General features: G+C 46.5%; 23 protein-coding genes, 1 tRNA gene and 2 pseudogenes. 6 read left to right on the top strand and 20 right to left on the bottom strand.

All coding sequences use genetic code 11. The features are described from left to right. Nucleotide 1 precedes the first annotated feature (1 nt). Nucleotides 2-1,141, top strand: a complete 1,140-nt coding sequence (modC, locus tag ONZ52_RS09270) for a molybdenum ABC transporter ATP-binding protein (protein WP_265218337.1) — start codon at nucleotides 2-4, stop codon at nucleotides 1,139-1,141. A gap of 259 nt (nucleotides 1,142-1,400) precedes the next feature. On the opposite strand, the gene ONZ52_RS09265 is transcribed toward modC, so the two are convergent. Both ONZ52_RS09265 and ONZ52_RS09260 read right to left on the bottom strand, forming a co-directional pair. After that, nucleotides 1,401-1,477: transfer RNA gene (locus ONZ52_RS09265), tRNA-Ile, on the bottom strand. A gap of 174 nt (nucleotides 1,478-1,651) precedes the next feature. Then, entirely contained in the window at nucleotides 1,652-2,170 is a 519-nt protein-coding gene (locus ONZ52_RS09260; RefSeq protein ID WP_265218336.1) for a cysteine hydrolase family protein, read from the bottom strand. A 127-nt stretch (nucleotides 2,171-2,297) separates the two neighbouring features. On the opposite strand from ONZ52_RS09260, the gene ONZ52_RS09255 reads away from it, so the two are divergent. After that, complete coding sequence (locus ONZ52_RS09255; protein WP_265218335.1) at nucleotides 2,298-3,245, top strand: GlxA family transcriptional regulator; 948 nt, start codon at nucleotides 2,298-2,300, stop codon at nucleotides 3,243-3,245. 87 nt (nucleotides 3,246-3,332) lie between these two features. Here ONZ52_RS09255 and ONZ52_RS09250 read toward each other — a convergent pair whose 3' ends face one another. Both ONZ52_RS09250 and ONZ52_RS09245 read right to left on the bottom strand, forming a co-directional pair. Next, on the bottom strand, nucleotides 3,333-3,662 hold the full coding sequence (locus ONZ52_RS09250; protein WP_111608850.1) for a DHCW motif cupin fold protein: 330 nt from the start codon (nucleotides 3,660-3,662) through the stop codon (nucleotides 3,333-3,335). A gap of 113 nt (nucleotides 3,663-3,775) precedes the next feature. Then, nucleotides 3,776-4,513, bottom strand: coding sequence for a GntR family transcriptional regulator (locus tag ONZ52_RS09245; protein ID WP_265218334.1), 738 nt, complete (start codon nucleotides 4,511-4,513; stop codon nucleotides 3,776-3,778). A gap of 187 nt (nucleotides 4,514-4,700) precedes the next feature. Between ONZ52_RS09245 and ONZ52_RS09240 the strand changes: the two genes are divergently transcribed. From ONZ52_RS09240 to ONZ52_RS09225, 4 genes are all read left to right on the top strand, one after another. After that, entirely contained in the window at nucleotides 4,701-5,543 is an 843-nt protein-coding gene (locus ONZ52_RS09240) for an amidohydrolase family protein (protein WP_265218333.1), read from the top strand. A gap of 35 nt (nucleotides 5,544-5,578) precedes the next feature. Further along, entirely contained in the window at nucleotides 5,579-6,877 is a 1,299-nt protein-coding gene (locus tag ONZ52_RS09235) for an SLC13 family permease (protein ID WP_265218332.1), read from the top strand. A 70-nt stretch (nucleotides 6,878-6,947) separates the two neighbouring features. Next, nucleotides 6,948-7,622, top strand: coding sequence for a cache domain-containing protein (locus ONZ52_RS09230; protein WP_265218331.1), 675 nt, complete (start codon nucleotides 6,948-6,950; stop codon nucleotides 7,620-7,622). Further along, nucleotides 7,528-8,844, top strand: coding sequence for a methyl-accepting chemotaxis protein (locus tag ONZ52_RS09225; protein WP_265218330.1), 1,317 nt, complete (start codon nucleotides 7,528-7,530; stop codon nucleotides 8,842-8,844). The genes ONZ52_RS09230 and ONZ52_RS09225 overlap by 95 nt, the downstream gene beginning before the upstream one ends. Nucleotides 8,845-8,993: 149 nt before the next feature. On the opposite strand, the gene ONZ52_RS09220 is transcribed toward ONZ52_RS09225, so the two are convergent. From ONZ52_RS09220 to urtA, 16 genes and pseudogenes are all read right to left on the bottom strand, one after another. Beyond that, the gene (locus tag ONZ52_RS09220; RefSeq protein WP_265218329.1) at nucleotides 8,994-9,350 is read right to left on the bottom strand and encodes a GNAT family N-acetyltransferase; all 357 of its coding nucleotides are present in this window, start codon (nucleotides 9,348-9,350) and stop codon (nucleotides 8,994-8,996) included. Nucleotides 9,351-9,531: 181 nt separating this feature from the next. After that, nucleotides 9,532-10,446: a response regulator transcription factor gene (locus ONZ52_RS09215; protein WP_265218328.1), complete on the bottom strand. Its 915-nt coding sequence runs from the start codon at nucleotides 10,444-10,446 to the stop codon at nucleotides 9,532-9,534. Next, nucleotides 10,430-13,943: pseudogene (locus ONZ52_RS09210) on the bottom strand (hybrid sensor histidine kinase/response regulator). Before ONZ52_RS09210 ends, ONZ52_RS09215 begins: the two are co-directional and overlap by 17 nt. 39 nt (nucleotides 13,944-13,982) lie before the next feature. After that, nucleotides 13,983-14,567 (bottom strand): HupE/UreJ family protein, encoded by a 585-nt coding sequence (locus ONZ52_RS09200; RefSeq protein ID WP_265218325.1) that lies wholly within the window; start codon nucleotides 14,565-14,567, stop codon nucleotides 13,983-13,985. Nucleotides 14,568-14,598: 31 nt separating this feature from the next. After that, nucleotides 14,599-15,240, bottom strand: a complete 642-nt coding sequence (gene ureG, locus ONZ52_RS09195) for an urease accessory protein UreG (protein WP_265218324.1) — start codon at nucleotides 15,238-15,240, stop codon at nucleotides 14,599-14,601. Nucleotides 15,241-15,416: 176 nt separating this feature from the next. Then, nucleotides 15,417-16,094 carry an urease accessory protein UreF gene (locus ONZ52_RS09190; RefSeq protein WP_265218323.1) on the bottom strand — a complete coding sequence of 226 codons (678 nt, stop codon included), beginning with the start codon at nucleotides 16,092-16,094 and terminating at the stop codon, nucleotides 15,417-15,419. Beyond that, nucleotides 16,075-16,518 carry an urease accessory protein UreE gene (locus ONZ52_RS09185; protein WP_265218322.1) on the bottom strand — a complete coding sequence of 148 codons (444 nt, stop codon included), beginning with the start codon at nucleotides 16,516-16,518 and terminating at the stop codon, nucleotides 16,075-16,077. Before ONZ52_RS09185 ends, ONZ52_RS09190 begins: the two co-directional genes overlap by 20 nt. A 24-nt stretch (nucleotides 16,519-16,542) precedes the next feature. Continuing rightward, a pseudogene (ureC, locus tag ONZ52_RS09180) lies at nucleotides 16,543-18,250 on the bottom strand (urease subunit alpha). Further along, nucleotides 18,250-18,567 (bottom strand): urease subunit beta, encoded by a 318-nt coding sequence (locus ONZ52_RS09175; protein WP_265218321.1) that lies wholly within the window; start codon nucleotides 18,565-18,567, stop codon nucleotides 18,250-18,252. Before ONZ52_RS09175 ends, ureC begins: the two are co-directional and overlap by 1 nt. Nucleotides 18,568-18,621: 54 nt before the next feature. Then, nucleotides 18,622-18,924: an urease subunit gamma gene (locus ONZ52_RS09170; protein ID WP_072840219.1), complete on the bottom strand. Its 303-nt coding sequence runs from the start codon at nucleotides 18,922-18,924 to the stop codon at nucleotides 18,622-18,624. 71 nt (nucleotides 18,925-18,995) lie between these two features. After that, entirely contained in the window at nucleotides 18,996-19,916 is a 921-nt protein-coding gene (locus tag ONZ52_RS09165) for an urease accessory protein UreD (RefSeq protein ID WP_265218320.1), read from the bottom strand. Between the two features lie 203 nt (nucleotides 19,917-20,119). Beyond that, a complete protein-coding gene (gene urtE / locus ONZ52_RS09160; RefSeq protein WP_265218319.1) occupies nucleotides 20,120-20,827 on the bottom strand; it encodes an urea ABC transporter ATP-binding subunit UrtE in 708 nt (235 codons plus the stop codon). Beyond that, nucleotides 20,824-21,708: an urea ABC transporter ATP-binding protein UrtD gene (urtD, locus tag ONZ52_RS09155; RefSeq protein WP_265218318.1), complete on the bottom strand. Its 885-nt coding sequence runs from the start codon at nucleotides 21,706-21,708 to the stop codon at nucleotides 20,824-20,826. Before urtD ends, urtE begins: the two co-directional genes overlap by 4 nt. Beyond that, on the bottom strand, nucleotides 21,705-22,838 hold the full coding sequence (urtC, locus tag ONZ52_RS09150) for an urea ABC transporter permease subunit UrtC (protein WP_265218317.1): 1,134 nt from the start codon (nucleotides 22,836-22,838) through the stop codon (nucleotides 21,705-21,707). Before urtC ends, urtD begins: the two co-directional genes overlap by 4 nt. Continuing rightward, nucleotides 22,835-24,457, bottom strand: coding sequence for an urea ABC transporter permease subunit UrtB (gene urtB, locus ONZ52_RS09145; RefSeq protein ID WP_265218316.1), 1,623 nt, complete (start codon nucleotides 24,455-24,457; stop codon nucleotides 22,835-22,837). Before urtB ends, urtC begins: the two co-directional genes overlap by 4 nt. A gap of 156 nt (nucleotides 24,458-24,613) precedes the next feature. After that, complete coding sequence (gene urtA / locus ONZ52_RS09140; RefSeq protein WP_265218315.1) at nucleotides 24,614-25,897, bottom strand: urea ABC transporter substrate-binding protein; 1,284 nt, start codon at nucleotides 25,895-25,897, stop codon at nucleotides 24,614-24,616. Between the last annotated feature and the right edge of the window lie 499 nt (nucleotides 25,898-26,396).

Here is a 26,396-nt window from a genome sequence, read left to right as displayed (position 1 = left end):
AATGCTGAAACAAAGTACGACTACACAAAACACCAACAGCCTAGAAAAAACAAACAAGACAGAACAAGGGCTGTACGCCAAATTTCACTTACAACACCCACACTCTCGCTTTGCCTTAAATGTCGACCTCATCCTTCCAGACAGTGGCGTAACGGCGATTTTTGGCGAGTCAGGCTCAGGCAAAACCACCCTGCTACGCTGTATTGCAGGGCTAGAACGAGCACAGCAAGGGCATTTTGTGATGAAGGGCGAAACATGGCAAAGCGACACTGTTTTCTTGCCGACTCATAAACGACCATTAGGTTATGTGTTTCAAGAACCGAGCCTCTTTCCTCACCTAACCGCGAAGGGCAATTTAGAGTACGCCATTAAACGCAGCGGCATTCCCTTACCAGCGGGTTTATATGACCAAATCATCGACTTAATGGGCATCGAATCCGTACTGGCGAATAATTCACAACAGCTGTCTGGCGGAGAAAAACAACGGGTTGCCATTGCGCGCGCATTATTGATTCAACCGACATTGTTACTCATGGATGAACCGTTGGCTTCGTTAGATAACGCCAGAAAACAAGAGATTTTGCCTTACCTCGAAAAGCTTAAATCCACCCTTAAAACACCGATTTTATACGTCAGCCATTCGGTCGAAGAAGTCATGCGTCTGGCGGATCACGTGGTGCTAATGCAGGATGGAAAGGTCGCAACACAAGGCGCGATCGAGGAGGTGTTTGCACAGCTTAAATCGCCACTGCTAATGAATAATGACACCAGCGTCCTCTGGCAAGGCCAGATTATTGAACAAGACAATCGCTGGCACTTATCAAAGGTCAATTGCGCTGGAAGCGAATTATGGATTCGCAACAATGGCGACGACATAGGAAAAACCATTCGAGTACGCATACTCGCTACCGACGTCAGCCTAACGCTCTCGCCCCATGACGACTCCAGTATATTAAACAAACTGCTCGTCACCGTGCTAGATATTGTTGCCGACAAAGACCCAGCCATGGCGTTAGTCCGCTTACAGACAGAGCAAAACACGCTTATTGCAAGGCTGACCTACCGATCCGTTGATCACTTAGTCTTGGTGACAGGAAAGACACTCTGGGCGCAAATCAAGAGCGTAGCGCTGGTCAGATAAAAACACGACCACTCGGTCTAAAACTCTAACGCCAGCACTCACAGCACTAAACAAAAAACGCGAGATCTTACCAAACAGTTTATCTTGGAGGACATTTTAATACCCACAGTATTAAAAAACATCATCGGGCAAACCAACTAGAACTGAAGAAACAGACCTAACTTAGAGAGAACATCATTGGCTAAAGCCCCACAAATCGCAGGCAATAAAAAAGCCCCGATAAGTCAGTTTTCACTAACCTATCGGGGCTTATTTTATATGGTGGGCCTGCCCAGACTTGAACTGGGGACCTGCCGATTATGAGTCGGATGCTCTAACCAACTGAGCTACAGGCCCTAAAAGCGTTGCAGATTATATCGACATGATTGCCGCTTGCCAAGAAGTCGATGCCATTTATATGTAATAATTTTTCGAAAGTGGTTGATTATCTGACGTTTTTTAACCAACCAATTACTCAGCCCTCTAGTTTTATGCGTTTTACTCGTTTTTTATTTATCGTTAGCGACTGATTTAAACTCGCTCAAAAGCGTGCTGAATATCGGTATAGGTCACTTTTGCTTGAATCGCTTCTAGGGCAATAAAATGCAGCAGTTCTTCACGGGTGGTACAAGCGTCTGGCAGGATGCTGACTTGGTAAGGATCAGCAGCATCTGAAATCGCCGTGTGTGTCACGCAGTTTTGCGTCATCATGCCGCAGATAACCAAGCGGTCTACTTCCAGTTCTTCTAGCACTTGCGTCAGGTTTGTCTCTTGAAACGCATCAGCGTGTGTTTTTGTGACGATAGGCGCATCTGGTGCAGCGTCTAAAATGGCTTGATGTAATTTAACCCCTTCGCTGCCTTCAGCAAATAGTGGTGATTCACTTTCAGCCACATGTTGCACCAGGACTACAGCGGCATCTTGCTCTTTCGCGGTTTGAATGGCGTTAAGGATTTCTTTTAAAGCCTGCTTTGTGTTCCATAAAGGAAAGCTTCCATTGTCGAAATAATCGTTTTGTACATCGATGACTAATAATGCGGTGCGGCTCATGGTCGACTCCTATTCTGTTGTTTGCAAAGATCGTTATCAAGAACCCTAGCATCGCAAAACGATGGGTTCCATTACAGTGTCAAATTTGCCATATTAAAAGCCAAAATTGACAAAATGAGTATTTCCCTTGAAACATTATCAAATCGCTGTGCTTGCTTATCCTCATTGTCTCTTGTCGGCGGTTTATGGTTTTGCCGAGACGTTCGAGCTTGCCAATGAAGCCTGTGAAGAAGCAGGCTTAGAAGTTCGCATCACAACGCATATTTTGTATGAAGCCAACCTGCTCAACAAACAAGCAACCCAACAACCTTATCACGCGGTGTTATTGCCTCCCAGTTTGGAGAAAGCCAGTTACAGCGAGAAAAATGCCAGCATCAATGATTTTTTAATCGCACAACATCGACAAGGTGCCATGCTTTGCAGTGCCTGCGCTGGAGCGTTTTTCTTGGCTTACACAGGCATTACGGATAAACGACTGATGACAACACACTGGGCGCTAGAAGGTTTGTTTAAAGAACGTTTTCCTCAACAAGCAATGGACACGTCGAAGATATTGATTAACCAAGGCGATGTGATCAGCGCCGGTGGCATGATGTCTTGGGTGGATTTGGCGATGGAGCTGGTACAAGCCTTGATGAATGCCAATATTGTTCGTCAGCTAGGCAAAACGTTAGTCATTGATACCGGCAAAAGAGAACAACGCTATTATCAGCAATTCCAGCCAAATTTCGACCATGGCGATGCGGCGATTCTGGCGGTTCAACATCATTTACAAGGGCATTTTGCCGAACTGCAACGCACCGAAAGCATGGCCGCTCTCGCCAAACTCACACCGAGAACCTTTTTAAGACGTTTTGCCAAATGCACTGAATTCAACCCAAATGAATATGTGCAGCGACTTCGTATTCAAGCCGCTTGCGACAAGTTGGAGGAAACGACACTGCCGTTCGAAAGCATCGCTTTGCAAGTAGGGTATGACGATGTGGGAAGTTGCCGTAAAGCCTTTCAAAAAATTATGGGGCTAACGCCCAGCGCTTTTCGGCAACGTTTTGTGTCTTCTATAACAGCCAATTAAGCGATTGAGGAGCATAAAGTATAAAAGCAAAATCACCTACGTGGTTTTGCTTTTTTCAATCTATTAGTCGTGCTCAATCTACAACTATCAGTCAACAATAAACAGGGTTGCGCCTTCTGTTGTGGAAGAACGATGCGGTTCGGCATCGTCGGCCACTTGATAGCTCATGCCTGCAGACAGAACAAAAGTACGGCCATCTTTTAAGACTGTTTTCAGCTCGCCACTCATACAAAAAAGAATGTGACCTTTGGTACACCAATGGTCGGCTAAATAACCCGCCGAATAAGTCACGATCCGTACACGAATATCGCCAAATTGTTTGGTCTGCCAGTAGGCAAAGCCACTTTCACCTTTGTGGGTGGTTTTCTCCACGCCTTGCCAATCGGTAACACCAAAGGGTAAATCAGTAATCTTCATATTAACGCCTTAAAGTCCTTCTATTCATTACAAAATACCGCTCATTTGCACGGCATAACATAACGAGTAGTAAGCGTTAGCAAGCGGCGTTGGTCAAGCACTATCTTAACGGTTTAAGTAATCTCTATTTGATAACAAAACGTCTCTGCAGCACCATGGGAAATGCGGTACTCCAAGGGCGTTTTATCGTAACCATAAGCCACTCGTTCAATCACCGCAACGGGGCTGTTTTCAGCGATGTTTAATGCTCCTGCAATGCGGGTATTGGCCGATTGGATCGTTAAGGTTTCTTTTGCTGACGCGATAAGCTGACCGCATTCTTGCTCATAAAATGGATAAAGCAAATTACCAAACTCGGACAATTCGAGATCAATCAGACGGCTAAATAACGACGCAGGCAGCCAAATTTCTTCCGTTAGCACCACGCGATCTTCCAAAAAGCGCAGACGTTCAAGGCAAATGGCGCGATCCTTTATCTTAAGGTTTAACGCATCAGCAATGTGCTTAGACGGTTGTTTCATGGTTTTTGATAACAGCTGACTTTTCGGCATGACAAAACGTCCATCCGCAGACATCTGACGAAAAAATCGAAACAACGAAGCGTTGAAATCTGGTCGACGCACAAAAGTACCACGACCTTGGCTTCGATAAAGCAAACCATCATTCACTAGCGTATCCACGGCCTTACGGATCGTACCAATGGCTACGCCATAGCTTTTGGTTAATTCACTTTCTGTCGGGATAGGCTTCTCCGGCAACCAAATCCCCGCGCTGATGTTCTCTAGCAATTCATCACGTACCTGTTGATACAGCGGCAAACGTTTATCCCGCCCATGCTTGAAAAAAGTCATTATCATCTCTTATTTATAAGCGTTTGTTAGCGAGTCCCTTAATTGGTGAGCCTCTTTTTAGTAGGGCCTATTCTAATACTCAGGTAACAGAAGATCCACGATTGTTGACTTACCAATCATATAGACATATATTCATATATATGAATTACAAAAAATTACACTAATCTTTCACATTGAATAATAAAAAATGACAAAACACGATTCTCAAATAACGCATCTATCACCATTAATAACAGGCATCGATACTCATGCGCATCTATTTCGCACTGACCTTCCTATGGCCGAACAGCGTCGATATGCACCAGAATACAATGCACTGGCCGAAGATTTTTTAGATCACTTAGCCAAACACAATGTGTCTCATGGCGTGTTGGTTCAACCAAGCTTTTTGGGCACAGACAACCACTTTATGCTGGCTGCGCTGCGCGAACACGCAACACAGTTAAAAGGCATTGCAGTTGTCGATCCTAGCATCAGTGATACAGAGCTGGACGATTTGAACGCAGCCGGCGTGGTTGGCATTCGTCTTAATCTTATTAAAAAGCCGCTGGAAGATTACACAGCACCGCTGTGGCAGAGCTTTTTCAGTAAATTGGCACAGCGCAACTGGGTGGTAGAAATTCAGCGAGAAATCGACGATTTAGCCAGTTTTCTACCGGCTATTTTAGAATCAGGCGTAGAGATTATTGTCGATCACTTTGGACGGACTTCAACGGGCATTCAAGTATCCAATCCTGCCCATCAAGACTTCTTAGATTTATTAAGCAGCGGTGCGCCTATCTGGACTAAGGTATCAGCAGCCTATCGCTGTGATGCCAACCTCGAGCAAGCACAAACCATGTTAGCCACTTTGCGCTCAGCTTATGGACACTCAGAACTTTTATTGTGGGGCAGTGACTGGCCACATACCCAGTTCGAATCACAAACCGATTACCCAGAACAATACCAGTTTATGGAAGCATTACTGCCAAACATGGATGAACGCAAGCAGATCCTGATAACGAACCCAAGCAAGCTATTTAAATTTTAATTGCCAACCAGGCAGTGTGAAAAGGAACCATCAAAATGAGTCTACTTGTTGTTGGAGCCATACTACTCTCCATCATTCTCGGCTATAAAACTCGTATTAATATCGGACTGTTTGCCATTGCCTTTGCCTACTTGATTGGCAGCTTTGCACTGGGACTAAGCCCAAACGACATCATTAAAATGTGGCCTCTGAAGATCTTCTTTATTATCTTCTCTGTGTCTTTGTTTTATAGCTTCGCCATCATCAATGGCACCTTGGAAAAGCTGGCCGAGCATCTCATGTATCGTTGCCGCCATTTCCCCCATCTGTTGCCTTACGCCATTTTCATTACCACAACGATTATTTCGGCTTTGGGCGCAGGCTACTACACGGTATTAGCCTTTATGGCGCCTATTACCCTACTGCTTTGCCAGCGTACTGGCATGAGTATGGTAATTGGCTCGATGTCGGTAGGTTATGGGGCACTAACGGGGGCGAACTTTATGTCTAGTCAGAGCGGCATTATTTTCCGCGGTATCATGACAAACGCCGGTATCACAGAAAACCAAGCCTTTATCAACTCTATTGGTATTTTTCTAAGCTCAGCTATCATACCTTTCATCGTGATTACGGCGCTGATTTTCTTCACCAAACACCGTAGCACGATCGCCAAAGGCGGCTTTCAAATAGAAGCGCCCACGGCGTTTAATAAAGAACAACGCCAAACACTCATACTAACGCTGGTTATGATGGGCTTAGTATTGCTTGCGCCAATTTCACACCTAGTATTCCCTGATAATCAGACGATTAGCTTCATCAATTCAAAAATGGACATTGGCTTAATTGCCAGTGTGTTCTCTGTCATTGCGCTGTTGTTGAAACTAGGCGATGAACGCAAAGCCATTGCTTCTGTGCCTTGGTCTACGCTTATTATGATTTGTGGTGTGGGTATGTTGATCTCGGTTGCTATCAAAGCCGGCACCATCGACGACCTTGCCTCGTGGATTGGCACCTCTATCCCTGCGGTATTTGTTCCTGTTGTATTTGGGATTGTTGCCGCATTTATGTCTCTGTTTGCCAGTACCTTAGGCGTCGTAACACCTGCGCTTTTCCCAATCGTACCGTCCATTGCACAAAGCTTGTCATTGGATCCTATGATGCTGTTCATCTGTATTGTTGTCGGTGCACAAGCCACGGCAATTTCGCCTTTCTCTTCAGGTGGTAGTTTGATGCTGGGCGCTTGCCCAACAGAGGAAAGCCGCACCAAGCTCTTTCCACAACTCCTATTCCGTGCCGCACCATTGGGATTTGCCGCCGCTTTATTATTTAACCTGCTAATCACCTTCGTGCTTTAGCGTACCTTAAACCTCTTTGGGCGTAAGCATTACTACAATGCTACGCCCTTTTTTTATTGGAGATATCTGAATGACTCTTTCTCTGCGCACTCGTTTATTGAGTGTCAGTATTTTAGCGGTCGTCATAACGACAGCTTACCTCATTACCGAAACGACCTTGTCGCTCACCCAGCAAATGCGTGACTCTTTATTGAAAGACGTGCGTCACTTTGCTGGTGCCTATGGTGACAATACCAGTGAATGGTTAAATAGCCGTAAAGTCATTGCCACCTCGCTTGCCAATACCTTAGAACGCGCACCAGAACAATCGCCCTATATCGCGATCAAACAAGCCTTCGATAGCGGCCAATTTGCGCTAACTTATTACGGCAACAACGACGGCAATATGTATCGCCAAGATCCCGCACTCGATGCCAAACGACCTGACTATGATCCCCGCGAACAACACTGGTACCGAGAGGCCATGAGCAAAGGTAAAGCCAGCATACTTGGACCAAATCTCAGCTCCACCACCAAAGATTTAGTGATAATTCTAACGAATCCTGTTAACCGAAATGGACAAACATTTGGCATGGTTGGCGCTAACCTCAGTTTGGATCAGCTGTCTAAACAAGTTGGCGAGCTTAACGTCCCAGTGGTCAGGCTTTGCCATGATGGTGGCGTCGAACAACGACATTATTGCCCATCCAGACAGAGACATGGTGATGAAAAAAGCCGAGTCTATCTCTTCGATTTTTGCCCCTAAACTTCTGTCTAATTTGATCAAGGAAGACAAGTTAGCGGAAGAAACCCTAAATGGAAAAGAGGTATTTGCTTATGGACAAGCCATTCCAGGCACGGATTGGTCATTGATCTTTACTATGGACAAAAGTGAACTAATGGCACCTGTCTATAAAGTCTTGATTCGCCAAATCGTCACCGCTTTACTTCTCTTAATCGGTTTTATTTGCTTTTTATACTGGTTGTTCAAAGTCCTCTTTAGTGACCTAAATCGAGTTTCTAATGCGTTACAAGATATCTCTAAAGGTAAAGGCGATTTACGCGCTCGCATCCCAGTAAAACGCGACGATGAAATTGGTGTATTGGCACAAGGCTTTAACGATTTTGTGGGCCATATGCACGGTGTGGTTGAACGACTAAAAACGCTGTCCAAAGATGTGGCAGACGAAGCACACAAAGTATCGAATTCTTCAACACAAAGCGCCTCGCGTGTGGCGACTCAGCAACAAGAAATCGACATGGTGGCGTCTGCAGTAACTGAAATGGCAGCGGCAACCCACGAGATCGCTGGCAATGCAGAGCAAACCGCTAAAGCCGCGGGTCACTCTGTGGAACTGGGAAATAAAGGCAGTGCGCAAGTACAAAAAAGCCGTCATTCTACCTATGAACTGGCCAACGAAGTCAGCGCCGCTACACAACAGATAGCCGATCTAGATAAGCATGCCCAACAAATCAGCGGCATTCTCGCTACCATTATAGGCATTGCGGAGCAGACCAACTTATTGGCATTAAACGCCGCCATTGAAGCCGCACGTGCCGGTGAACATGGTCGTGGCTTTGCTGTGGTCGCCGACGAAGTTCGTACCTTGTCACAGCGCACCCATGCCTCGACGGAAGAAATTCAAAAAATGATCGAGTTACTGCAAGAACAAACATCGAGAGCTGTTGTGTCGATGCAAAACAGCAGTGCAAAAGCTCAAACCAGCGTAGCCGATGCCGATGCCGCCACACAAAGTCTAGAAGAAATCGCTAACGCCATTGTTAGTATTTCTGACATGGCGACACAAATCGCCACTGCCGCAGAAGAGCAAACCGCTGTCACCAATGAAATCAGCCAAAACAGCGAGATCATTCGTCAAGTCGCTGCGGACTTAGCCTCAGAAAGCCAAACCGGTGTGGAACAATCGAAACGGCTTAGCCTACTTGCACAACAAGTAGACAATGAAGTGGGTCAATTCCAGATCTAAGCAGCCTTTCTTCAAGAGGATAGCTTGCTTGTAGGTCGAGCCTTTAGGCCGACAAAAAAACTCGTGACGACAAATCACGTTTTGTCGGGCTGAAGCCACGACCTACAAAACCCTATATAATTCAGTTGGTTACTTGCCTAATAGACTCCTTATTTTAAGTCATCAATATTCGTCAGCACCCATGCACTGTTGTGTTGGGTAAAGCCAATTTTAGGGTAATACGCTACGGCTTGCGGCGCAGACAATAAAATCAAAGAGCACTTGGGCTGTAAGGCTTCCTTGGTCATTCGAATCAGGGTTTTACCGATCCCCGATGCCTGTACAGATTCATCCACCGCTAAGTCTGATAAATAGCAGCAAAAGGCAAAATCTGTCACCGAACGCGCCACACCAACAAGCGCCTCACCCTGCCATGCGGTAATCAGCAGATTAGCGTGTTTTAACATGGCTTCAATGGTCTCAGTATTATCAATGGGACGACGCGCACCAAGGGAGGTTTTAGACAAGAGGCTCAATGAATTGAGCAGAGGTAATAGACTGATTAACCTTGTACTGAATAGACATACGATAAACACCTTTTACGATGCAATAAAAAACCAGCATAGAGTAATTTTTATACGGATAAAATATGTAAATGCTTACCTTAAGTTAAGTCTGAATGACCAAGCTATTTTCAAAAGATATTTATTAACGATCGGCCGATAAAATGCGCAATGCCACCCCTGCGGCGGAAGTACGGTTTTCGACACCGAGCTTGGGGAAGATTTGTTCTAGGTGTTTGTTGACCGTTCGTGAATTCATATCGAGAATTTCCGCGATTTCGCGGTTGGTTTTACCATTGGCAATCCAGTGCAACACTTCTGACTCCCGATCGGTAAGATCCAGCTCTTTCTTTAATAGCGCAGGGCCTGTGGGTTTATCACCATCTTCCAATCTTAACAACACTTCTTTCTGTTCCGTGACGCCCATCATTTTCAGCGCTAGCGGATAGTCCAAATCGCTGAGTTTCAACAGGTTACCTATCACAGGTTGATGAGCCAACCAAAGACGTATTTGCAATGCTAAGTGTGTGCTTTGCCACTCACTATTAGCCCGCGCTTTGGCAAGTAACGCGTAAGTTTGTGGTGTGGCCCAAGTAATTTCACCAGCGTGATTGGTTGTCATTAAATATTGCCCCATGCTATCAAGGGCCGATTGCGCGTTGTTGCTCAAGCGTGCATTCGACAAATGTACCCGCATACGAGCAATCAGTTCATTGGGCTGAATCGGCTTGGTGAGATAATCTACCCCACCTGCTTCTAAACCGCGCACAATATCGTCCGTGTCGCTTAATCCCGTCATAAAGATAACCGGAATCGACGCCAAACTTTGGTCGGCTTTTAATGCTCGACAGGTGTCAAAACCGTCCATATTTGGCATGATGGCATCAAGCAAAATGATGTCAGGTCGAATCCGTTTCGCAATGGTTAACGCCTGTCGTCCCTCCAGAGCGACCAAAACATCCATATGAGCCGCTTCCAAAGTGTCATGAATCAGACTCAACGCATCAGGCGAATCGTCGACCACTAAGACAATGTCACTTTTACTACTGGGGTTCATCATTCGGTTTCTCACTGACCTCACACATTAACTGTGAGTTTGTTTGTATATATTGAGCAATCGCATCAAACTGAAAACCTTGATACAAACTTTCCAATTGCTGTAAATGAGTCTGGGCAATCACGTCTTTTTTGGCCAGCTGATCCAACACGCCACGCACGCCTTTTTTATAACCCATTTCAGCAAACGCCATCAGCTCTCGAACACTTTCATGGTCTGGAATCGTGGCAACGGATGGATCTTCTAGCACGTCTTGGTAAGGTTCTTCGTTACCGCTAACCGTCTTCTTAAGAGCCGTTAGTGCTAAGGTATCCAATTCTGTTTCTTGATACACCCACTCCAATACTAGCCAGTGTTTGATAGCATCCAATAAGGCACTGTTGTTCACCGGTTTAACCAAATATTGATTAAACGCCGCTTGCTCATCTGGCTTGCGCTGATTCTCTTTAGCATCAGCGGACAGCATAATAATCGGCGCACTGTAAGCGCGATCCCGTAACAGCTTAGCCAAGCTCAAGCCATCCATTCCGGGCATCGACACATCTAGGACAAATAAATCTGGCGAGCAGGATTCCAGCTCATCCAAACAGCTTTCAGCATCGGCAGCTTCCAACACATTAAAACCAAGCGGTACAAGAATATCCGATAATAAACCACGTACTACAGGATCATCATCCACCACCATCAAGGTGCGCTGATAACCCCGATAACTCACGATACGTTTGTATTCATAAGCAGAGCCATCTCCTTGACTAACCCAAGGCAACATCAAGCTCACTCGAAACTCACTCCCTTCTCCAATCACGGAACGCGCTTGCAAATCTCCTCCCATAATTTCAGTCAATAACTTCACTATGGTCAATCCCAAGCCCGTACCGGGTAAATTCCCAGTGCTAACATCACGGACTCGCTCAAAAGGATCGAAAATACGTTTTAAATGGCCTTCTTTTATACCAATGCCCGTATCTCGAATGATAAATTCCGCTACTTGATTACGATAATTCACTTCAAACAAAACCGAACCTTTTGGCGTATATTTCACTGCATTTGACAACAAATTGATCAAAATCTGTCGTAAGCGCTTTTCATCCGTAATAACATGTTGTGGTAAAGGCGCCAGAATTTTTGCCTGAAATTGCACCCCTTTACTGCGCGCCTGCATAGCAAACATACTGTTGAGTTGGTCGATCAGTTTGGGCAAATCCACCGTATTGCGATACAGGTCAAAACGCCCCGCTTCTATCTTAGAGATATCCAACAAACCTTCGATCAAATCTGCCAAATACAACCCGCTGCGATGAATAATATCCAAACCATTCTGATGTCCAGAGGGCGTATTGGCTTTCTCAGATAAAAGTTGTGCATAACCAATAATAGATTGCAGTGGCGTACGTAATTCGTGACTAATACCGGTGAGATAACGACTTTTCGCCTCATTTGCTCGTTCGGCTTGCTCTTTGGCATGCTGTAAGGCTTTGTCGGTTTCTTGGTGAGCATCAATCTCACGAATCAATTTTCGCGTTTGACGGTTCGACTCTTTCTGCGCCACCACGCGACTTTCATGAGCCAACACAAATAACCATGACAACACGCCAGATACAATCAACAAGGTAAAAAACAGCGCCAACATGGTGTCTTTTAACAAAGCTTCTTCACTCAACGAACTCGGTGCCATCTGCCGATAAATCAGCATCATCAGTGCCGCGTTAATGATATTAATCACCAACAACAAAGACGCAAAACGACCAAAACGCGAACTCAGAGCTTTCACCAAACCTTTGGGTAAAAACAACTTTAAGAAATAATCGCTCTGCTGACCAATACTTGCCTGCGGCTTGCAGCTATCTAAACAGCGCACATCCAAGGAACAACACAAAGAACAAATCGGCTGCATGTAGGCCGAACAAAAACTCATGTCTTCCGTTTCGAACGCATTCTCACAAATCCCGCAGGTCAAGGTGACATATTTAGGGTTGCGCTGCTTTGCTAACTCTATCATCGGAATCAGCTCAGGGCTTTGGCGCGCAAGGTAGTATTTGCCCTTGGTGATCCAAGCGATTAGCGGCACAAAGACGAAACAAGAACCCAACGAAATAAAGTGGCATAAGCTTTTCGCCACGTCGCCAAAGACACCTAAATAACTCACTAACCCTAACGTAGTTGCGATCAACATCGACCCAGTTCCGACCGGATTAATGTCGTATAGGTGCGCGCGTTTGAACTCGACATAGTTAGGGCTTAGTCCCAAGGGCTTATTGATCAATAAATCCGCCGACAAACTGCCCAGCCAGCTCACCGCGGCGATGGCAAACACGCCTAAAATCGCACCCAAGGCTTGATAAATGCCTAATTCCATCAGCAATAAGGCAATGGTCACGTTAAACACCAACCAAACTACACGCCCCGGATGGGAATGCGTTAAGCGTGAAAAGAAATTCGACCAAGCAATGGAACCCGCATAGGCGTTGGTTAAATTGATTTTCATCTGACAGATAAACACAAACACCGCCGCTAAAATCAAAGCAGTAGTAGGCGACGTGGTTAAAAAGAAAAAGATGCGCTGATACAAATAAGTTGGATCAGTAGCTTGGATGTCAGTAGCACCATCGGAAATGGCCAAATAAGCCAAAAACGAGCTCCAATAGCATTTTAATTGCGCCAATAAACACCCAACCTGGACCCGCTAAAATCAGCCAAAACCACCAGCGGCGGCGGTTTTGTTGGGTCTTAATTGGAAAAAACCGTAAATAATCGACCTGCTCGCCAATCTGCGCCATCAAGGCAAACAACACAGATGCCGCCGCACCAAACAAAACCCAATCAAAATGCGTACTGTTCGGTACATCCACTGGCGCGTATTGCGTCCAGCCTTCAAAGTTTTGGTATTCTTGCGTAACTACCACACCGATAGCCGCGACCTGTAACACTAACCAAACCCATTGGGTGCCGTTTTGAAAACGACTGATAGCGCGAATACCGTGTGTCACAATGGGAATAACAAAAATGGCCGAGAGCGCATAACCCAATGCCAAGGGAATGCCTAACAGAACTTCCATCGCCGAGGCCAAAATAGCCGCTTCAATAGCGAAAAAAATAAAGGTGAACGATGCGTAAATCAGCGAAGTAATGGTCGATCCGAGATAGCCGAAACCGGCACCTCGGGTCAATAAATCTATGTCCAAACCATGCTTAGCGGAATAATAAGCAATGGGGAAACCGGTGATAAAAAATACCGCCAACACAATGAGAATCGCCGCCACTGCATTGGTAAAACCGTACGCCAGAGTAATAACAGCGGCCAATCCCTCTAGAGCCAAAAACGCCGTGGCACCGAGCGCCGTATGACCGACGCGCTCGATGCTCATGGTGTGACTGTGACCTTGTTTGGAGCTACTATCATACCTAGAGGTATAACGCAGAGCGTAATCTTCCATGGTTTGGTCAGCGACCCACTTATTATAGTGGCGTCGCACTTTAAAGATCTTTTGCGCCGCCGTCATAGAGTCTCACGCTTAGGCCATAACATACCGCTCATAGGCTTATACAAGAGCAAGCACCAAGCCTGCAACAGCAATCACAGAACCACTAATACGCGTCGCCAAAGGCGTGCCGATTTTCGCCATTAACTGACCAAAACCCAGACCAACCACATGCAAGCCAGCCGTTGCCAAAGCAAAGCCCAGCGCATATTGCAGACCATTAGCATTCAACGGCATTTCCATTCCGTGAGCGGCACCGTGAAACAACGCAAAACCACCGGCAATTGCCACGCAAACCGTCGTTGGTAAACGCTTAGCAAACAACACCAAAGCCCCCAATACGATGACAGACAACAGAATTCCTTGCTCAACAAATGGCACAGTCAAACCGGCCACGGCTAAGCCACCACCTAACAACATAGTCATAACAAACGCGGCCGGAATCGCCCACAAAGCGCGACCACCTATGCTCGCCGCCCAAAGACCAATCGCCACCATAGCTAAAAGATGGTCCAAACCACCCATTGGGTGAGCAAAACCCGTCATAAAGCTAGAAGCCTGTTCATGCCCTGGATGAGCCAGAACAGCACCTGACGCCAATAGCAAAGCCGCTACCAATAACCCTTTTGTTTTCAATGCCTTCATAATCTTTCTCCAAATACTGAATCAATCTGAACTAAACAACCGCTTTCGCCGCTGGTAACTCTTTTGCTTCCAACATGCCTTCCGACACAATAAATTTAATGATGTCGTCCAAGCCTTGGGCTTTTTTAAGATTCGAAAAAATAAACGGACGCTCGCCCCGTTGAATCTTGGCATCATGTGCCATGATATCTAAAGAAGCACCAACCAAAGGGGCTAAGTCGGTTTTGTTAATAATCAACAAATCGGATTTGGTAATACCTGGGCCACCTTTACGAGGAATCTTATCCCCTGCAGACACGTCAATCACATAGAGAGTCAAATCCGACAATTCAGGACTAAAAGTCGCACTTAAGTTATCGCCACCACTTTCTACAAACACCAGATCCAAGGCACCATGACGTTCTAATAATTGATCAATTGCCGCTAGGTTCATCGATGCATCTTCACGAATCGCCGTATGTGGGCAACCGCCGGTCTCGACACCGATAATACGATCCGCATCCAAGGCTTCATGCTGAGTTAAGAACTTCGCGTCTTCTTGGGTGTAAATATCATTGGTCACTACGGCAATGTTGTAATGATCGCGCATCGCGCTGCATAAAGAACGCAGCAACGCCGTTTTACCTGATCCTACTGGACCACCCACACCAATTCGTAACGTTTGTTTTTTCATACTAGGTTCCTTTTAAAAATACATTAGAAATCTTATGGTTAGACCAATCACTTGTAGGTCGGCATTTATGCCGACAAAAAACTCACCACAACACTTCACGTCTTGTCGGGCTAAAGCCGCGACCTACAAAACCCAATCCCTCGTTAGGGTTGATAAGTCTAAATTGACCGCTTCACCTAAGACCGAAACAGCCGCGAATATTGTGTTTCGTGCTGAGCACTGGCAATGGCAATAGCAGGTAACCCAGCGCCAATGCGGTCTTCCTCAATCGTTAACGACAAGACAATGGCCTGTCGAATGTCTGTCTGTAATTCCCCTAACAATTCTTGTGCTTGGGTTTGCCCAAGGGGAACTAGCTTGGTCGCGGCGGCGATTTGATTTTCTAACCAAGACCAAGCAAAGCCCAACGACGCAAGATCCGCTTTCAGGTTCCAATGACTCGCAGCAATGGCAAACAAGGTGACAAAACTCATTTCATCTAAACGCTTAAACGGCGTGTCTATTTGCAAACTGCCCATTAAACGAAACAAGGCTTCACCCATGGCGGTGTCGTTTAAACGCAGCTCTTTGGTTTCTCGGCAGGCCAAAACCAAGTCATTTAGCTCAAACAGTCGCTCGGCATCATTGAGTTTTGCCGCCACCATGCAACGCTGCAATACGGGCAAGTCGATTCGCGCCACAGATTGCTGCAGCTGTAAACCAATCCAATCGGATACCTCGGCTTTGTTTTTCACCCAGCCTTGATCAATGGCGTATTCCATGCCTTGGGAAAAGGCAAAACCACCTACGGGCAAAGCGACGCTGCTTAATTGCAAAAACCGTAATAAGCTGATGTCAGTGGTGGCTATGTCCATGACTGTAAGCTCCAGATTCTGGGACGAACACGGCTTCTTCATGAGTGACAATCAAGCCAAGCATGTGCAGCATGTCTTCTAATACATGGTCAGGCTTGATGCGCAGCCAGCGTTCGCCAATTTGAATTTTGGTGTGGCGATTGCCCAAGTGGTAACAGGCTTTGGAAAAAGCTTCCCAATCTTCACAGCTAGCATGAGCCACGTCTTCCACCGCGCCATTCACTTGCACTATCTTGCCGCATTCCGATTTCAAAAATTCACCGACTAACAGCGGTTTACCACGCTCAAGGAAAACGCGAACTTCTTCGTTATTGTCACCTATCAGTTTCAAACGCCCACGATCACGCTGTTCGTGAGTTAAGGTTACTGTGGTGTGGACTGGGTCGTGACAATGGGTGCCTAATCTTTCGTAAATATCTAGCATGGTATGTTCCTAAAATAAACGTCTCTAAAAGAGAGTATAAAGCTGAGCCAAGGGCAAGACTTCCGCAGGCTCACAAGTTAATAATTCGCCATCGGCGCGCACTTCATAGGTTTGCGGATCGACGGTAATGTTCGGCAGCCAGTCGTTGTGAATCATGTCAAGCTTGGAAATATTGCGTGTGTTTTTACAGGCCACCAAAGTACGATCCAAACCGAGTGATTCTTTCAGGCCATTGTTCAGTGCTGCCTGAGAAACAAAGGTCACAGACGTCGCCGCAGCAGCCTTACCGAACGAACCAAACATAGGACGATAATGCACTGGCTGAGGTGTCGGAATAGAGGCATTTGGGTCACCCATTGGCGCGCTGGCGATCATGCCACCCTTGATAATCATCGAAGGCTTCACCGCAAAAAAGGCGGGCTTCCACAACACCAAATCCGCCAGTTTGCCTGGTTCAATCGAACCCACTTCATGACTAATTCCATGGGCAATCGCTGGGTTAATGGTGTACTTGGCAATGTAGCGACGAGCTCCGAAAGTTGTCCGCACCAAGCTCTTGGTCTTCTGGCAATAAGCCAAACTGCTGCTTCATCTTGTGAGCCGTTTGCCACGTACGCGTCACGACTTCGCCTACTCGCCCCATGGCTTGGGAATCGGACGAAATCATACTGAACGCGCCACGATCATGAAGAATGTCTTCCGCAGCAATGGTTTCTTTGCGAATACGCGAATCGGCAAAGGCCACGTCTTCTGGAATATTGCTGTCCAAATGGTGACACACCATCAGCATGTCTAAATGCTCGTCTACCGTGTTGCGAGTATAAGGGCGCGTTGGATTAGTCGACGATGGTAAAACATTCGGATTACCCGCCGCACGAATAATATCCGGCGCATGACCGCCGCCCGCGCCTTCGGTATGGTAGGTGTGAATTACGCGATCTTTAAAGGCATCAATGGTGCTATCGACAAAGCCGGATTCATTCAAGGTATCGGTGTGAATCGCCACTTGTACGTCGTATTTTTCCGCGACACTCAAACAACAATCAATCGACGCGGGCGTGGTACCCCAATCTTCGTGCAGTTTCAGACCACAAGCGCCCGCCTCTAGCTGTTCTTCTAAGGCTTCTGGCAGACTGGCGTTGCCTTTGCCCAAAAAGCCCAAGTTCATCGGCATGCTGTCGGTGGCTTGTAACATCTTGCCAAGATACCAAGGCCCAGGTGTACAAGTGGTCGCTTTGGTTCCTGTTGCAGGCCCTGTACCACCGCCAATCATGGTGGTGACGCCAGAGGTCAAAGCCTCTTCAATTTGCTGCGGACAAATAAAGTGAATGTGCGCATCAATGCCCCCCGCAGTCAAAATAGACCCTTCGCCAGCGATCACTTCTGTTCCCGGCCCAACCACAATATCGACGTTATCTTGCACATCTGGGTTGCCCGCTTTGCCGACTTTAAAAATGCGGCCGTCTTTGATGCCAACGTCGCCCTTCACAATGCCCCAATGATCCAACACCAAGGCATTGGTAATCACCAAATCTACAGCAACATCATTGGTCACTTGGCTTTGTCCCATACCGTCGCGTATGACCTTGCCGCCGCCGAATTTCACTTCGTCGCCATACACGGTGAAATCTTTTTCCACCTGAATCCAAATATCGGTATCGCCTAAACGCACGCGGTCGCCCGTGGTTGGACCGAACATTTGCGCGTAACTTTGTCTGTCCATCGTCGCCATTATTCTGCTCCAGCCAATGTGCCCATGACGTCACCACGGAAGCCATAAATGGTTTTCGTGCCCGCGTATTCGACCAACTCCACTTCTCGGCCTTGGCCGAGTTCAAAACGCACCGCGGTGCCAGACGCGATATTCAAACGAAAGCCTTTCGTCACTGCACGATCAAAAGACAAAGCAGGATTCACTTCGTAAAAATGATAATGGGAGCCAATTTGCACAGGACGATCACCGGTATTTTCGACACGAACTTTCACCGTTTTGCGGCCCACATTGAGTTCAATATCACCCGCGGCAACCTGTATTTCACCTGGAATCATGATGTTTTCCTTTTAAACAAGAACACATACTTTTAATGACGTAACGAGTAGTCATTAATTAATGGGATTATGAACAGTGACTAGCTTAGTCCCATCAGGAAACGTCGCTTCCACCTGCACTTCATGGATTAACTCCACTACGCCATCCATCACTTGTTCCGCGCTTAATACCGTTTTGCCATAAGCCATCAACTCCGCCACGGTTTTACCATCGCGAGCGCCCTCGATAATTTCCATGGTGATGTACGCCATGGCTTCGGGGTAATTCAATTTAAGACCGCGATTCAAACGACGTTCGGCAAGCAAGGCGGCGGTAAATACCAGCAGCTTGTCTTTTTCTCTTGGGAGTAGTTCCATTTTTATTTAATGCCTCTTCATGTCACTCTTAAATAGATTTATATGAACCAAAATGGATCACACGCCCCGTTTTAGGTCGACCAAATTCTCGGTTCATTGGATTCTTTGTTGATTAATGCGGGACGAATATCGCGCCAGCACTGAATAAATAGCTGTTTTACTTGTTCTGAATCATCATGAAGGCTACGAACTAAGATGTACTCGCCGACCATGCTTACGCCACTTAGTGACCCATGTTGGGTACAATGCTGACGTAAAGAATCGATCAAATCGTCCTGATTGGCTGAATCAAACGGCCCAGCGATCATCAAACCATTGATTGGCTTGCCATCCAGTCCGGCTTTGGCGGTAAAAATGGCTCGGCTGTTATCGTCTATCACCAAGCGTTCTCGTACTTTAAGACGACCGTTCTGACGGATCTGAAAGCCTTGCTCTGCGTGGCCTTCGCCAAAATCTTCTTTATTGGCTGGCAAACCAAAGCAAGTGATTTCCCAACCAATGAACTTAGCGTTATCCGCAAGGTCAATGCAGTTTTCAAGGCGAGTATGGGCATTCGGATAAAGAATGGTTTCTTGCGGTAACCATTCCATTAAGCTGTTTTCAGCGACGTTCAACTGGGTAATTTGATGCTGTAGAGTCTTGTCTTTACGAGCACGATAGACACGACCAGCTCCTGGCGTAGTGATTAAAACGTGAGTATTTTCGGCTAAGTTTGCCGTAATCGTGAGGCGATCACCCGACACCAATCCGCCCGGTGGATGCAATAAATACACGTGCGCCGTGTCTCGACCTTCAGGATAAAAAGGCTTTTGTACGTACAAAGGCCCTTTGTGATCGCAGGTTTTCAACACGGTACCGCGAGTGGTTTGACAAAAGCCTAAGGTCAGAAACGCATGCCAGTGTGAAGCTTGTCCCGTCACTGGCATGTTTGTTTCTGGCAGCGGCTTTTGGTCGTATTGTTCTGCCAAAGCAAGATTATGTTTATTATTCATTGATGCCCTATAAGCGTCTTCACACATGGCGACAGACATTGTTTTCTTGGTTGTATAGTGGCTCCAACAAAATTCATCCTCCGACCTGGCCCATACGGCACATCCCTGTGCCGGTTGGGCCTTTACCGTCATCCTGACGGCTGGTCTACTGGATTAAAATTTTGTTTTGCCAAACAACTCTGCGCATTGAGCGAATGCAAAAATCAGACCGCCAAGTATTGTTTTATCAGCGTGTCGTTAAGGTTCTCCATTTTATCCGCCGCCACAATGCGTCCCTTTTCCATCAAACGAAATTCTTTACCCACACGACGGGCGAAACCGAGCTTTTGTTCCACCAAGATAACGGTCAAACCTTCTTCTTCGTTCAGCTTTAAAATCACATCGCCGATCTGTTTAACAATGTTGGGCTGAATGCCTTCGTTTGGCTCGTCCAAAATCAAGACTTTTGGTTCTAATACCAAGGCACGGCCGATCGCAAGCTGCTGTTGCTGCCCGCCAGATAAATCACCACCACGACGATGCAACATGTCTTTCAATACAGGGAAAAGTTCGAAGATTTTCTCTGGGATTTCTTTCGGACTGTCTTTGGTACGTTTACTTCGCACTGGCAAACCAATGCGCAAATTTTCTTCCACGGTGAGCATGGGGAAAATGTCTCGCCCTTGGGGAACGTAGCCAATTCCCGAATACGCACGTTTTTCAGCGCTTTGTTTATTCAGTACGTCGCCTTCCATGGTGATCTCGCCTTTTGTGATCGGCAATAAGCCCATGATGGCTTTTAGCAAGGTGGTTTTACCCACACCGTTGCGTCCCATGATGCAAGTAATGGAGCCAGGGACTATCTCTAAATCCAAGCCCCAAAGAATTTGCGTGCCACCGTAAAGTTGATCAACCTTGTTAATTGAAATCATTCTGACGCTCCTTTTTGCGCTTTGGTTCTTGTTTGCGCTTTCTCGCTTGCGGCTTCTTCACCAAGGTACACTTCAATCACGTCTTTATTACTTTGTATCTGATCCATCGTGCCTTCGGCCAACACAGAACCTTGGTGCAATACCGTTACCGTGCGCGCAATGCTGCGCACAAACTCCATATCGTGTTCCACGACAATCACCGTTCGCTCTCCAGCTAAAGACGTTAACAACTCCGCCGTACGTTCGGTTTCTTGTGCTGTCATGCCCGCCACGGGTTCATCGATCAATAACAGCCTTGGATCGGCCGCGAGCAGCATGCCGATTTCTAACCATTGTTTTTGACCGTGAGACAAGGCACCCGCCAGCATGAATCTATGCTTAGCCAAACCTATGGTTTTTAATACCTCATCAATGCGGTCGATTTGTGTCGGTGTTAAACGCGAGAACAAGGTCGGCAAAACGCGCTTGTCGGTTTTAAGGGACAACTCCAAATTGTCGAACACGGTTTGCTCTTCAAATACGGTTGGCTTTTGAAATTTACGACCGATGCCAAGCTGAGCAATTTCGGCTTCGTCTTTGTTCAATAAGTTGTGGTTTTGCCCAAAGAACACTGTGCCGGAATCACACTGAGTTTTACCGGTAATCACATCCATCAAGGTGGTTTTGCCCGCACCATTGGCACCGATCAAACAACGTAATTCGCCATCGTTCACATAAAGGTTGAGATTATTTAAAGCCTTAAAGCCATCGAAGCTCAGATTCAAACCTTCTACATACAGAATCACCTGATTGTCGACATTAACAGCGGCTTGTTCTGGCGCCAGAAAAGGCCAAACCTGATCACGGCGGAAAAATTCACGCGTACTATCTAAAGTGCTCATGCTTGCGACTCCTTATTCATAACAGTATTTCGCTTGGCCTTTAGCTGCCCATACAAGCCCATCAAGCCTTTTGGTAAATACAAGGTCACCAGCACAAACATGGCACCCAAGGCGAACAACCAAGCATCAGGCATAATCGCGGTAAAACGGGTTTTCGCGTAGTTCACCAATAAGGCCCCAATCACCGCACCAATCAAGGTGCCACGACCACCCACCGCTACCCAAATCACCATCTCGATAGAGTTGATAGGGGAAAACTCGCCAGGGTTGATAATGCCGACTTGTGGTACATACAAGGCGCCTGCAATGCCAGCAATCACAGCGGAATAAACAAACAGCCACACTTTGTATCTATCGGTACGATAACCAATAAAACGTGAGCGAGATTCCGAGTCACGAATCGCCAACACCACCTTACCGAGACGAGAGGACAAGATTTTCTGACTGACCACGAAGATCACCGCCAGTAGAATCGCGGTGATCAAAAACAACGCAACGCGTGTGCTATCCGCTTGCAAATTAAAGCCAAGGATTTCTTTAAAATCGGTCAGACCATTGTTGCCGCCAAAGCCCATTTCGTTGCGGAAGAACGCCAGCAACAAGGCATAAGTTAAGGCTTGCGTCATGATGGAAAGATACACGCCGGTAACACGAGAGCGAAACGCCAACCAACCAAACACAAAAGCCAACAACCCTGGCACCAGCACCGCCATTAACATAGCGAACCAGAACTGATCCATGCCCAACCAAAACCATGGCAACTCTTTCCAATCCAAAAACACCATAAAGTCAGGCAGTAAAGGATTACCGTACACCCCGCGATCCCCGATTTGACGCATTAAATACATGCCCATCGCGTAACCGCCTAAGGCGAAAAACGCCCCGTGGCCTAAACTCAAAATACCGCAATATCCCCAAATAATATCCACCGCTAACGCCAACATGGCGTAGCACAAATATTTACCCAGCAAAGTAATGGTGTAAGTGCTGACATAGAAAGCCGAATCAGCGGGTAAAAACAGATTCGCGGCCGACGCCAAAATCGTCACACCTAATAAAATCACCACAAATGGCAAAGTGTGTTTGCCCGTCGAGCGCCCTTCAGAAAACCAAGCTGTAAGACGTGTCATTCTGCCGCCCTCCCTTTTTGTGGAAAGAGTCCCTTAGGACGTTTTTGGATAAAGAGAATAATAAACACCAACACCAGAATCGCTGCGAGAACCGCGCCCGTAGTTGGTTCAAGAAACTTCGTCGCGATACCCAAAGTAAAGGCTGCTACCAAAGTGCCCAGCAAGTTACCAACGCCACCAAACACCACCACCATGAAAGAATCGATAATGTAAGACTGGCCTAAATTTGGCCCAACGTTGGTTAATTGGCTCAAAGCCACACCGGCAATACCCGCGATACCAGAACCCAGACCGAAGGTCATTGCATCCACCCAATGGGTTTTCACCCCCATGGCTTTGGCCATGTTGCGATTTTGCGATACCGCACGCACGTTTAGACCAAGAGAGGTTTTCTTCAATACAATCACCAAGACGATGAACACCAACAAGGCAAAGGCCAGAATGTACAAACGGTTCCACGTTAAAGACAGCACAGGGTTTATTTCCCAAGAACCGCTCATCCAGCTAGGCGTAGACACTTGACGGTTAAGCGGCGAGAAAATCGTCCGCACCAATTGCTGCAAAATCAGACTGATACCAAAGGTCGCGAGCAAGGTTTCTAGTGGTCGGCCATGCAAACGGCAAATCACTAAGCGTTCAATCAATACGCCCATCAAGCCAGACACCAAAAAGGCCGCTGGGATCGCCACCCAAATCGAATAATCGATGTAATTCGGCATGATTAACTGCACCACGTAGGTCGTGTAAGCGCCCAGCATAATCATTTCGCCATGGGCCATATTGATCACGCCCATCACCCCAAAGGTAATCGCCAAACCAATAGAGGCTAACAGCAATACTGAACCAAGACTCAAACCAAAAAATAACTGATCGACAAAGGCAAAACGATTCACCCGTTGCGCAATTTTTTCTAAGGCAATATTTGCCGCACTTACCACCGCGGCATTGTCGTCACGAGTCAATTGCGTTAGTAGATTTCGTACATCGCTTTCTAAGCTGGTAGACAGGGTGTCAATCGCCGCAATGCGATTAGACGGCGCCAATTGCGTTTGCGAGGCGGTATGCATTGCCAATGCTAACGCCATAGCTTCTTTGACTTTTTTATGGGTTTCATTGGAATACAAGCGCTCTAACGTCGCGACTGTATCTTGATCGAGATTAGACAATAAGGAACGTACTGCACTTTCTCGAACGCTTGGCGATTTGGACGTCAGCTGAATACGGGCAATAGCATTACGCAAATAGCCACGTAAGTTATTGTTCACACGGATTTTTTCAACATCACGCTTATTAATGCCAGCGTTAATTTCATCAGTAAATACGTCTTTGTAATAGGTTTCGCCGTTGGTTTCGAATTCACCAATGACCTTTTTTTCTGCCTTGATGTAATACAAGTTACCGTTTAATAAAGTACGCAAAAGCGGTAGAACGGTTTCATCGGATACGGCTTCGATTCTGACTAGAATAGGCTCCATATCTTTGATTTTGGCTTCGCCCAACTCTGCCAGCAAAGGATCCAAAGAAGTCGGTTCAGCCGCATGAGTAGAAAGGGAAAATAGCCCAAAAAGACAGCAACAAAGCGCAATGCAATGTCTCAAGGTGATACGTCTCAAGGTCATACTCCAAGTGTCGTAGGTTTATTACGCTAGCATTCAGAAACACAACGCTAAGAAAGAAATCAGAAGCTTGCTCGAAGGTAAAAAGTGACTCTCTGGCTAACTCGCTTATTAGCCTGCTAGACAGAGAGTCGAGGTTACCCCTGGGAATGGGTCAAATTAGTAATTCTGACCAGAACATGTCTTAGTTTTGGTGTTGTAGTTGCCGCACTTGATTGGCGCCGTCCAATCTGAAATCAGGTCTTTAGAACCTGGCAAGAAATCAGACCAAGCATCACCCGCCACCACGCCATCGGTTTCCCAAACCACTTCAAATTGACCGTCGTCTTGGATCTCGCCAATCAGTACCGGCTTACTCAAGTGGTGGTTTTTATTCATCACCGCCACACCGCCCGTTAAGTTAGGCACGGTTTGTCCTATCATGGCTTGTTCCACCGCATCAACGTCTGTGGTACCGGCTTTCGTTACGGCGTTAGCCCACATTTTGAAACCGATGTAAGTCGCTTCCATTGGGTCATTGGTGACACGGTCAGGATTCTTGGTGTACTCATGCCATGCTTTGATAAAAGCTTCGTTTTCTGGTGTTTCCACACTTTGGAAGTAGTTCCAAGCCGCCAAGTGACCAACTAATGGTTTCGTGTCTAAACCAGAAAGCTCTTCTTCACCCACAGAGAACGCCACCACTGGGATGTCTTCAGAAGACACACCTTGGTTACCCAACTCTTTGTAAAAAGGCACGTTGGCATCACCATTGATGGTAGAAACCACGGCTGTTTTCTTACCTTCACTGCCGAATTTTTTGATATCCGACACTATCGATTGCCAATCCGAATGACCAAATGGCGTGTAGTTGATCATGATGTCTTGTTCAGCAACGCCTTTGCCTTTTAGATAGGCTTCAAGAATTTTGTTGGTGGTACGAGGATAAACATAGTCAGTTCCGGCTAGCACAAAACGCTCTACGCCAAGATCATTCATCAAATAATCCACCGCAGGAATCGCCTGTTGGTTTGGCGCAGCCCCTGTGTAGAACACGTTTTTAGACGACTCTTCGCCTTCGTACTGAACTGGGTAGAACATCAAACCGTTCAACTCTTCCAATACTGGCAATACCGATTTACGAGAAACCGATGTCCAACTACCAAAAATCACATCCACTTTGTCTTTGGTTAATAACTCGCGTCCTTTCTCTGCAAACAATGGCCAGTTTGATGCTGGGTCAACCACCACAGCTTCGATCTTCTTACCTAACAAACCACCCTTTTTGTTTTGCTCATCCACCATCATCAAGACAGTGTCTTTTAGCGTGGTTTCAGAAATCGCCATGGTGCCAGACAAGGAGTGCAACACACCGACCTTGATTGTGTCTGCCGCCAGTGAAGGAAGCGCAATAAGCGTTGCACCAGAGAGCACAATCGCAGAAGTAAGCGTTTTGATTTTCATAGTTGGAGCCGTCCTATTGTGATTTATAATATTGTTGATTTTTTAGACGAGGTGTTAACACCTCAAATCCGCAAAGCCAGTATTAAAAAAACACCGTTGGAAAGGTATGCGCGAAATGACTTAGGCGTATACGTCATTTGACGTATATAGCGGTTTTGTTCCCTCCCCTTTCTTCAAGGGGAGGGTTAGGGAGGGGTTATGGTTTTGACTGTTTCCATTCGAACGCTTTGTAATCACAGCCTTTATTCCGCCCTGCTGGGCGTTTAACTTTTGCCCAGAGCCGCAAAAGTAACCAAAAGGTCTCTTTAAGATCTTTAATGCCTGATTCTTTTCATAGGTGCATGATTGCTTCCTACGCTCGTTATATCGTAAGGCATAGATTGTTTTCGCTGTTGTGAGAAAGGATATCTTTAACTGCCCCTGAAACTCCATAGGGTCGCGCAATCAGGATTGCGTCGAAGTTCGTTCTTCCGTGGTATGAGTTCAGAAAGTGTAGATC

Source organism: Marinomonas rhodophyticola, assembly GCF_026113935.1.
GTDB classification, from domain to species: domain Bacteria; phylum Pseudomonadota; class Gammaproteobacteria; order Pseudomonadales; family Marinomonadaceae; genus Marinomonas; species Marinomonas rhodophyticola.
Note: the sequence above shows the minus strand (reverse complement) of the source record. Positions and strands in the feature narration are given on the sequence as shown.